We start from the raw sequence: 9595 nt of genomic DNA, 5'->3' as shown, positions 1-9595 counted from the left end.
TGGCCCGCCCGACGGGGGCAAGCAACAGCCGGAAACAAGGCACCACTGTTCGCGGATTGCTGACCGGTCGGGCCATTGGGCATAAATCTATAAACGCGCACGGGGTGCGCTCCTACAGGGAACGTTGGCGCTGGTGGCTAGGCCTGACTCGAGAACTTAGGCCGTCGGGCGTTGCGCTTGCCGAGCCACCAGTAAACCCGGATGCCGAGCAGGGAAACCAGTACCAGGGTGTGGATGATCGCCACCAGTTCGAAGCTCTTGACCTGCCAGAGCTGGTGAATTACGGCCAGAATGGCCGCGGGGTAGACCAGGTAGTGCACCTGCTGCCAGCGCTTTTTCAATTGGCGCATGGCGGCCTGGGTCGACGTCAGCGCCAGGGGCAGCAGCAAGAGACTAGCCAGAGCACCGACCAGAATGTAGGGCCGCTCCACCACTTCCTGCCAGAACTCTGCCAGATCCTGGCCGAGAATCAGGGTATAGAAGACGACGATGTGCAGCAGCACATAGACGAATGCCCACAAGCCGACAGCACGCCGATATTTCACCCAGCGCAGCCGAAACAGACGCTGCAGAGGCGTCAGCGCCAGACTTGCCAGCAGGAGTGAGATGGCCCAGAAGCCGGTCTTGTCGGCCAGCACAGCACCGGGGTCGGTACTGATGGGGGTAAATTGACCCTGAGCCGTGAGTAAAGTCTGCCAGCCCCAGTAGACCAGAGGCAGCGCACAAAGCAGATGCACCAGTGATCGGCGCACTGGCGTTGGAAGCGAGAGACTGCCCACCATCAGATATTGCGATGGCGGGTCAGATCCATACCCTCATAGAGGTGGGCTACTTCCTCTTCATACCCATTGAACATGCGGGTAGGAATGCGGTTGGCCTGCAGTCCAGAGGACGGCAGACGACGCTCGGTCGCCTGACTCCAGCGTGGATGGTTCACATTCGGGTTCACATTGGCATAGAAGCCATATTCACGCGGCTGCATCACAGCCCAGCTGTTTTCCGGCTGCTCGCTGGTGAATTCGATTTTCACGATGGCCTTGATGCTCTTGAAGCCGTATTTCCAGGGCACCACCAGACGCATCGGAGCGCCGTTCTGGTTCGGCAGCGCTTCGCCATACATGCCAACCGCCATCAGGGTCAGCGGATGCATGGCTTCATCCATTCTCAAGCCCTCTACATAAGGGTAATCCATGGCCGGAAACCAGGCACGCTGGTCGGGGTACTGATCAGGATCATACAGGGTTTCAAAGCGGACATACTTCGCATCACTGGTCGGGTCCATGCGCTCGATCAGACTGGCCAGCGGGAAGCCCAGCCAAGGAATCACCATCGACCAGGCCTCCACGCACCGCAGGCGATAGATGCGCTCTTCGAGATCCTTGGGCTGCACCAGATCTTCCAGCGCATAGGTTCCGGGGTTCCGGCAATGCCCGGCGATCTCTACCGACCAGGGGTCAACCTGAAAATCGCCCGAGCGGCGAACCGGGTCGGATTTGCCCGTACCAAACTCGAAATAGTTGTTGTAGGTGGACGCATCTTCAAACGGCGTAATCTGTTCATCTGTAGCGATAGTGGTGGCAAACCCTTCGTCGATCTTGCCGCGCATCCAGCCGGCCGGATCAGCGAGAGCCTGCCGCCCGACGGTCATTGCACCGAGCATGGCAGCACCCCCTGCCATGAACTCTCTGCGCCGCAGGTAGATTTGCTTTGGAGTGACATCATTTTCAGTGAGACGCTCAGCCATACACTTTCTGCCTGTTCGGGTGTCATTGGTAATACGCCCTTCGACCGAGTCGGATCAATCCTGTTCCGTTTCCGTTTCGGTTTGACTGCGTCTTTTCATTCGCCGCCAGATCTCCATGACCGGCCCGGAAGCCGCATAGCCTATAAACAGCAGCAACAGCACAATAGGCGGATCCACGGCAACCACCACAAACGCCAGGATAACCAGTAGCACGGCAGTAAAGGGTATGCTGCCGCGCAAGCCGATGTCCTTGAAACTGTAGTACCGGATATTGCTGACCATCAGGCAGCCCAACCCCGGCACCAGTACCACCATCAGCCAGGCAAGTTCTTCTCCCTGGAAGCCCATTTCATTGAAGGCCCATATCGTACCCGCAACCATGGCTGCCGCGGCCGGACTCGCCAGACCGATAAAGTACTTCTTGTCCACACTGCCCAACTGCACATTGAAGCGTGCAAGGCGTAAAGCGGCCGCGGCGGTATAGACAAAGGCCGCACCCCAGCCGATCTGATTCATGCTTTCAAGAGACCAGAGAAAGGCCACCAGCGCCGGCGCCAGGCCAAAGGCAATCAGGTCAGACATCGAATCGTAATTGGCCCCGAATTCACTTTGCGTGTGGGTCAGGCGTGCCACCCGGCCATCCAGCCCATCAAAAACCATGGCGACGAAGATGCCCACGGCGGCATTGCTAAAGTTGCCGTTGATGGCAGCCACAATCGCATAAAAACCGGCGAACAGCGCGGTTGTAGTCAGCAGGTTCGGAACCAGATAAACAGTGCGCCTTGTCTTGCGGGTTTCCGGCGTCATCGCCACGCTGTCTTTCTGTGTTTCTTCCGACTTCTCGGGTTCAAACATAATCCGTCTTCTCTTTGCTCTCGGGTTCCAGTTCCGGACAACATTGCCAGAACGCTTGCACTATAGGGTCCTGCAGGCGCCTGCGCAACGCACAGAGGCCGATGTGAAAGGGCGCCAGTTCAGGCTGCACGGGCAACACCTGCACCTTGTCCTGCATGGGGCTGTGGGTCAGTACCAGCTCGGGCACCACGCCAACACCCAGGCCCAGCGCTACCATCGAAACAATAGCTTCGTGGCCGCCAACCTGAGCATAGACACTCGGCCGTTCATTGCGTTGCGCAAACCACTGATACAGTCGATGGCGGGCCAGACCATGCTCCGGCACCACAAAGGGTACCTCGGCCCATGGGGTATCCTTCCCTGCCAGCATTCGGGTAACCGGCGAATCGATCACCGGCCCGATGAAACACAACGCCGAATGCGCGAAGGTATCGAACGCAATGGTCGGTGGCAGTCGATCAGGTCGCGGTGCTATCGCCACATCGGTCTCATCGGCCAGAACCTTGTCAATGGCGTGCGCTGCGTCACCGGTATCCACCACCACATCGACTCTGGGATGACGGGCACGAAAGCGCTGCAGCAAATTGATCAGCAGCCCGTAGCTGGCGGTGACTGAACAGTACAGCCTGATTTCTCCACGTAGCGCTCTTGGCGCCTGTTCAAGACTGGCCTGCAAACTGTCCCACTCCTGGAGCATGCGCTCGGCATGCAGGCGTGTATTCTGGCCGTCAGGGGTGAGCCGCACAGTTCGGTTGTCGCGCTCGAACAACACAACGCCCAGCTCATCTTCAAGGCGAGCGATCATGCGACTGAGCGTTGACGGGCTGACGTGCAGTCGCTCACTGGCCCTGCCGAAGTGCAGAACCTGAGCCAGAACCATAAACGCACGCAGGGTTCGTATATCCATGCTGGCAGAGTAACAGAAAGTTCAGGTCTCTGGATGCAACCACTCAATGACAGGCCGTTTTCAGGGCCTTTTTCACCGCTTGGCAGAGCTTCGATTTTCCGACTCCATGACAGTCATTGCAATCGCTTATGACGCCCCCCTGTTGTTGATCAAAAAACAGGCATACAATGTCGTGAACAGTGCTGATAGCGCCCCGCACTGTCGCTGAGAGACAAATAGCCACCCGAAGATGGCGCTACTGTGAACTATATAACCACGATAACGATGCGGGTTTAGACTAGGGTAGGACCACCATGACCGGACAGCAGAAAAACACCTCCTCAGCCCCCGCTTCAGGGCACAGCTCCGGGTCCTCGGAAACGCCTCGTACCTTCAAGGTCGGTTTTCTGCTGGTGGACAATTTTACCCTGTTTGCGCTGGCCTCTTCCATTGAGCCTTTGCGCATGGCCAACCAGTTGTCGGGGAAAGAACTCTACAGCTGGCAGTTGCTGTCGGCCAGCGGCGAGCCGGTCAGTGCCAGTGACGGCATTTCCATTGGCGCCGACAGTTCACTGTCCGAGCCCTGTGATTTTGATCTGGTGATTGTTGTCGGCGGCGTCAACATCACGCGCAGCTTCAACCAGAAGCAACTGGCCTGGCTGCGCGCCATGAGCCGACGTAAAGTCACCCTTGGCGCCGTCTGCACCGGCAGCTACGTGCTGGCCATGGCCGGCGTTCTTGACGGCTACTCCTGCAGCGCCCACTGGGAGTGCCTGGCGGCCCTGCAAGAGCAGTTCCCGAAGGTCAACTGCACAACACAGTTGTATACCGTGGACCGCGATCGCATTACCTGCACCGGTGGCGGCGCGCCCCTCGACATGATGCTGACCGTGGTGACCCGACATCATGGCACCGCGCTGACCAGTGGCATCTGTGACATGTTCGTCTACGACCGTGTGCGTGCCGATACCGAACAGCAGCGCGTGCCGCTGCGCCGCCTGCTGACGTCGGAACAGCCCAAACTGGCCGAAATCACCGAATTGATGGAGAACAATATCGAGGAGCCCATAGAGCTCGACGAACTGGCGCACTTTGTCGGCGTCTCCCGCCGCAAGCTGGAGCGTCTTTTCCTCAAGCACCTGGGCTGCACGCCTTCGCGCTATTATCTGAAACTGCGACTGGATCGGGCGCGCCAGCTGCTCAAGCAGACCACGCGGTCGATCATCGAAATTTCCTCCATGTGCGGCTTCGTGTCACCGCCGCACTTCAGCCGCTGTTATCGCAAATACACCGGTCGCTCGCCGAAGGAAGAGCGTGCAGCAGTCTGGGCACTGAAAGAAGTGCAGGCCAGTGGCGAGGGTCTGGATATCGACTTCCTGACGCCCAGCCGGTCGGCGCGGGCGCTGCAGGCGGCACAGGCCGAGCCCAGCTACGGCGCGGTCAACTTCATGGCCATGCCGCTGGCCGGCAGCGGACGCAAATCAACAGGCTCCTGAATACGCAATTGAGAGTGTTATCACTGGCCGCATTCCTGCGGCCTTTTTTATGGCCCCGGAGCGACTGCCGATATTGGACCTGTGACTGTCGTTTCCAGTGAATCCGACACACTGCCCCCTTTCTATACTCGACTTCAATCATTCCAGACATGAACACGGGCAGAAAAGTCATGAAGATAGTGGTCCCGGTTAAGCGGGTGATAGACGCCTACGTCAAGGTTCGCGTGAAAAGTGATGGCTCCGGTGTCGACACCGAGAACGTCAAGATGGCACTCAACCCGTTTGACGAGATCGCGCTTGAGGCAGCTATGCGCCTCAAGGAGTCCGGTCAGGCGAGTGAAGTAGTGGCCGTCACTGCGGGCCCCGAAGCGGCTCAGCAGCAACTGCGCACAGCGCTGGCTATGGGTGCTGACCGAGCCCTGCATATCGACACACCCGCAGACATTCAGCCACTCGCCGTTGCCCGCTTGCTGGTCGCCATCTGCGATCGCGAGCAGCCGGATCTGGTGCTGATGGGAAAACAGGCCATTGATGATGACGCCAACCAGGTCGGCCAGATGCTGGCAGCCCTGCAGGGCTGGGCTCAGGGCACCTTCATCTCGGCTCTGGAGCCCGGAGAAGGTGAAGTGCTGGTCACCCGGGAAGTGGATTCCGGTCATGAGCGCCTGGCGCTGCCACTGCCCGCCGTCGTGACGGTTGATCTGCGCCTGAACGAACCGCGCTATCCGAAGCTGCCCGACATCATGAAGGCCAAGAAGAAACCCATCGAAGGGCTGACACCTGAGGAGTTGGCGGTCGATATCAGCACCGGTCTCTCTGTGCTGAAAGTCGAAGAACCACCGGCCCGCGTCGGTGGTGCCCGGGTAAACAGTGTCGCTGAACTGGTTGAAAAACTGCAGCAAGAAGCCAAGGTGATCTGATGAGCATTCTCGTATATGCCGACCATGACGGCAGCACCGTAACCCCCGCCACCCGGTCTGCGATTGCATGCGCACAGGTCATTGGCGAGCCCATTGATCTGCTGGTCACTGGCCATGACTGTGGCCCTGTGGCCGATTCGGCGGCGGGCATCCCCGGAGTCAATCGCGTCTTTCTAGCCGATGCCGAGCACCTGGGCCAGCAACTGGCGGAGAATGTTGCGCCGCTGCTCGAAAACCTGGCGCGCGACTATTCCTGTGTGCTGGCTGCGGCGACGCCGGCCGCCAAGAACATTCTGCCCCGCGTAGCGGCCCGCCTGGGCGTTCAGCAGATTTCCGAAATCGTCCGGGTCGTGTCTCCGGATACCTTCGTGCGGCCGATCTATGCCGGCAATGCCCTGGCGACCGTGCAGTCGTCCGACCCGATCAAGGTCATCACTGTGCGTGCGACTGCCTTCGATGCGGTCGCGGCAGACGGGGGCAATGCCTCTGTCGAGCCGCTGGATGCCGGTCAGGATGCGGGGCTTGCCCGCTACCTGGGCTCAGAACTGCATGCCAGCGAAGGCCCGGAACTGGCCAGCGCCAGAGTGGTGGTCTCCGGTGGACGCGGGGTCGGCTCGGCTGACAACTTCAGCCTGATCGAAGGGCTGGCCAAGGCGCTGGGTGGCGCTGTCGGTGCGAGCCGCGCTGCGGTCGATGCCGGCTATGTGCCCAATGATTTTCAGGTGGGACAGACCGGCAAGGTGGTTGCGCCCGAGCTTTATGTGGCCGTCGGTATTTCCGGCGCCATTCAGCACCTCGCGGGCATGAAAGAATCCAAGGTGATCGTGGCCATCAACAAGGACCCGGAGGCACCCATTTTTCAGGTTGCCGACTATGGCCTTGAAGCTGACCTGTTCACCGCAGTAGACGAATTCAGAGATGCACTGGCACCCTGAAACGAATGAATATCTTGAAAAGGCGGAGAATTCCTCATGGCTGAGTTTCCCCAAAGTGCAGACGTGGTCATTGTTGGCCTCGGTGGCATCGTCGGAGCATCGGTGGCACATCACCTGGTCGAGCGCGGCTGGAGCAATATTGTCGGTATCGACAAGTCGGGCATTCCCACGGACATCGGCTCGACAGCGCATGCATCAGACTTCTGTTACATGACCGCTCACGACCAGTTGACCTGCTGGACTGCAACCTACAGTGCCGACTTTTTCACCAAAATGGGCCATTACGAACGCATTGGCGGTCTTGAAGTCGCCCGCGTCGGTGATGACGGACGGATGGACGAACTGAAGCGTAAGGTCGCTTCAGGCAAGGCCTTTGGTACCAATGTCAGCCTGATCAGTGCCGCCGAGGCAAAAGAGAAGTTTCCGTTGCTGGAAGAAGACATGATCCAGGGCGCCATGTGGGACCCTGACGCCGGGCTGGTCAAGCCCCGCTCACAGACGGTCGCTGGTGAACTGATCGAGAAGGCCGAACAGGCCGGACACCTCAAGAGCTTCGCCAACACCCCCGCGACTCGGCTCGACATTCAGGACGGCCGCATTGTGGGTGTGGAAACGCATCGGGGTTATATCGCTGCCAAACATGTGGTGGTGTGCGCCGGGCTCTGGGGTCGCCTGATAGCCGAGATGGCAGGCGAAGACCTGCCCGTGATGCCGGTGGACCACCCGTTGGTCTACTTCGGGCCTTACGACGAATTTGCCGAAACCGGCAAGGAAATCGGATACCCCCTGCTGCGTGACCAGGGCAACTCCGCCTACATGCGCGACACCGGCGACCCCAAGACCTCGGAAGGCGGCCAGATCGAATGGGGCTACTATGAAGAGAACGCTCCGCGCCTGGTCCATCCGCGCGATCTGCTGGAAAAGGAGCAGGCTCGGTTGTCACCCTCGCAGCGCGATCTGGACATGGAACAGATCATGGAGCCGCTGGAACGGGCCATGGAGCTGACACCCATTCTGGGTGAGCTCGGTTATGACGAAAAGCGCTCCTTCAACGGACTGCTTCAGGTCACTACCGACAACGGCCCCTCGATTGGCGAGTCGGTCAAGGTGCGTGGCCTGTGGTATGCGGTTTCGGTCTGGGTAAAGGACGGTCCGGGTATGGGCAAGCTTGTGGCCGACTGGATGACAGACGGCCGCACCCACATCGACCATCACAGCATCGATGTATCCCGCTTCTACGACTTCCAGAAGACCGAACACTACATTACCGAACGCTGTTACGAGTCCGCCTTCAAGATCTACAATCCGGCTGTGCACAATCGTGAACCCTATTCGCATGCGCGGGGCATCCGGCGCAGCCCCTTCTGGCCGCGCGAAGAGGCGTTGGGTGGCCACTTCATGGAACTGGGCGGCTGGGAACGGGCGCACGGCTATGCGAGCAACGAACACCTGCTGGAAAAGTATGCCGACCGGGTGCCGGAACGGCAGAACGAATGGGACAACCGACACTTCTGGCGCGTATCCAATGCCGAGCATCTGGCGCTGTCTGACGATGTGGGCATGATCAACCTCTCCCACTTTGCAGTTTATGATGTATTTGGCAACGATGCCGAGGCCCTGCTGGAATATCTCAGTGTGGCTAAGGTGGGTGCTGATACCCCCATTGGCAAAGGGGTTTATACGCACTTTCTGGACAGTGAAGGCGGTGTGCGTGCCGACCTGACCATTATCCGCCTGGGGCAGACCCACTACCGCATGATCGATGGCGCCGACGCCGGCAACCGCGATTATGTCTGGATGCAGCGCATGGCGGAAGACCGGGGGCTGGACAGTGTCTGGATCCAGGATCTGACCGAGCAATGGGCTTGTCTGGGCGTTTGGGGCCCCAATGCCCGCGCCACCCTAGAAAAGGTAGCCGATCAGCCAGATGCCTGGTCAAATGAGAACTTCCCGTTTGCTCACTGGAAAACGCTCACCCTCAAGGGCATTCCGGTCTCTGCTTTCCGTATTTCCTACGTCGGCGAGCAGGGCTGGGAGCTGCATGTGCCATTCGCTTACGGCCTGGCGCTTTGGGATCTGATTCATGATCTGGGCGTCACACCGGTGGGCATTGAAACCTATGCCAACAGTCGTCGTCTCGAGAAGAGCCTGCGCCTGCAGAATGCGGATCTGCTGACCGAATACAATCTTTACGAGGCCGGGCTGGCCCGACCCAAGGTCAAGGCGGCAGACTTCCATGGCAAGGCCGCCTATTTGGCACAGCGGGAGCTGGAGCGTCAGTCTGCCTATCTGTGCACCATGACCATGATGGACAATACGGATGCACAGGGTGTGGCCCGCTATCCGGTGGGCGCCTGCCCGATCATGGATCCGGAGTCCGGTGAGGTGCTGGTGGATGACAAGGGCCGCCGCTCCTACACCACCAGCATTGTCTACGGGCCCAGTGTCGGCAAGAACATCTGCCTGGGCTACATACCGAAAAGCTATGCCGAAGAAGGCCGTGAACTGCTGATCGAGTACTTCCACGAGCAGTACCGGGTGCGCATCGAAGGCGTGGGCTACAAGCCGCTGTACGATCCGGAGAACGAGAAGCCGCGGTCATAGGTGAACCCCGGTCGTCGAGGCAGGGGATTGAAGCATGCCCCGTCGTGGTCCGTGCTATCAGCGGGTCAGGGCAACAGACCGCAAACAGTGGCGCCTTGAATCCGCCGCTCACTGGTCCCGGTCGGGCGGGCCACAACTCGCTGTCGCTCAGACAT

Annotated in this window: 8 protein-coding genes; 4 read left to right on the top strand and 4 right to left on the bottom strand. The window is 59.4% G+C overall.

Annotated features, from left to right (window positions below; genetic code table 11):
• Positions 1-137 precede the first annotated feature (137 nt).
• Genes LAT62_RS14805 through ilvY form a run of 4 tightly spaced genes read right to left on the bottom strand, consistent with a single transcriptional unit; the run spans position 138 to position 3506 of the window.
• Positions 138-782: a sulfite oxidase heme-binding subunit YedZ gene (locus LAT62_RS14805; RefSeq protein ID WP_293385665.1), complete on the bottom strand. Its 645-nt coding sequence runs from the start codon at positions 780-782 to the stop codon at positions 138-140.
• Entirely contained in the window at positions 782-1744 is a 963-nt protein-coding gene (gene msrP / locus LAT62_RS14800; protein ID WP_293385662.1) for a protein-methionine-sulfoxide reductase catalytic subunit MsrP, read from the bottom strand. Before msrP ends, LAT62_RS14805 begins: the two co-directional genes overlap by 1 nt.
• A 54-nt stretch (positions 1745-1798) precedes the next feature.
• Positions 1799-2599, bottom strand: a complete 801-nt coding sequence (pssA, locus tag LAT62_RS14795; protein WP_293385659.1) for a CDP-diacylglycerol--serine O-phosphatidyltransferase — start codon at positions 2597-2599, stop codon at positions 1799-1801.
• On the bottom strand, positions 2592-3506 hold the full coding sequence (gene ilvY, locus LAT62_RS14790; RefSeq protein ID WP_293385656.1) for an HTH-type transcriptional activator IlvY: 915 nt from the start codon (positions 3504-3506) through the stop codon (positions 2592-2594). Before ilvY ends, pssA begins: the two co-directional genes overlap by 8 nt.
• A gap of 293 nt (positions 3507-3799) precedes the next feature.
• Between ilvY and LAT62_RS14785 the strand changes: the two genes are divergently transcribed.
• The 4 genes from LAT62_RS14785 (at position 3800) to LAT62_RS14770 (ending at position 9440) form a co-directional block, all read left to right on the top strand.
• Entirely contained in the window at positions 3800-4981 is a 1182-nt protein-coding gene (locus LAT62_RS14785) for a GlxA family transcriptional regulator (protein WP_293385653.1), read from the top strand.
• A gap of 170 nt (positions 4982-5151) precedes the next feature.
• Entirely contained in the window at positions 5152-5901 is a 750-nt protein-coding gene (locus LAT62_RS14780; RefSeq protein ID WP_293385650.1) for an electron transfer flavoprotein subunit beta/FixA family protein, read from the top strand.
• Complete coding sequence (locus tag LAT62_RS14775; protein ID WP_293385647.1) at positions 5901-6836, top strand: FAD-binding protein; 936 nt, start codon at positions 5901-5903, stop codon at positions 6834-6836. Before LAT62_RS14780 ends, LAT62_RS14775 begins: the two co-directional genes overlap by 1 nt.
• Before the next feature lie 36 nt (positions 6837-6872).
• Positions 6873-9440: an FAD-dependent oxidoreductase gene (locus LAT62_RS14770; protein WP_293385644.1), complete on the top strand. Its 2568-nt coding sequence runs from the start codon at positions 6873-6875 to the stop codon at positions 9438-9440.
• Positions 9441-9595: the final 155 nt, after the last annotated feature.

The sequence above is a fragment of the Natronospirillum sp. genome (genome assembly GCF_022565775.1).
In the GTDB taxonomy this organism is placed as follows: Bacteria; Pseudomonadota; Gammaproteobacteria; order Pseudomonadales; family Natronospirillaceae; genus Natronospirillum.
This window is presented reverse-complemented; position numbering and strand designations above follow the sequence as displayed.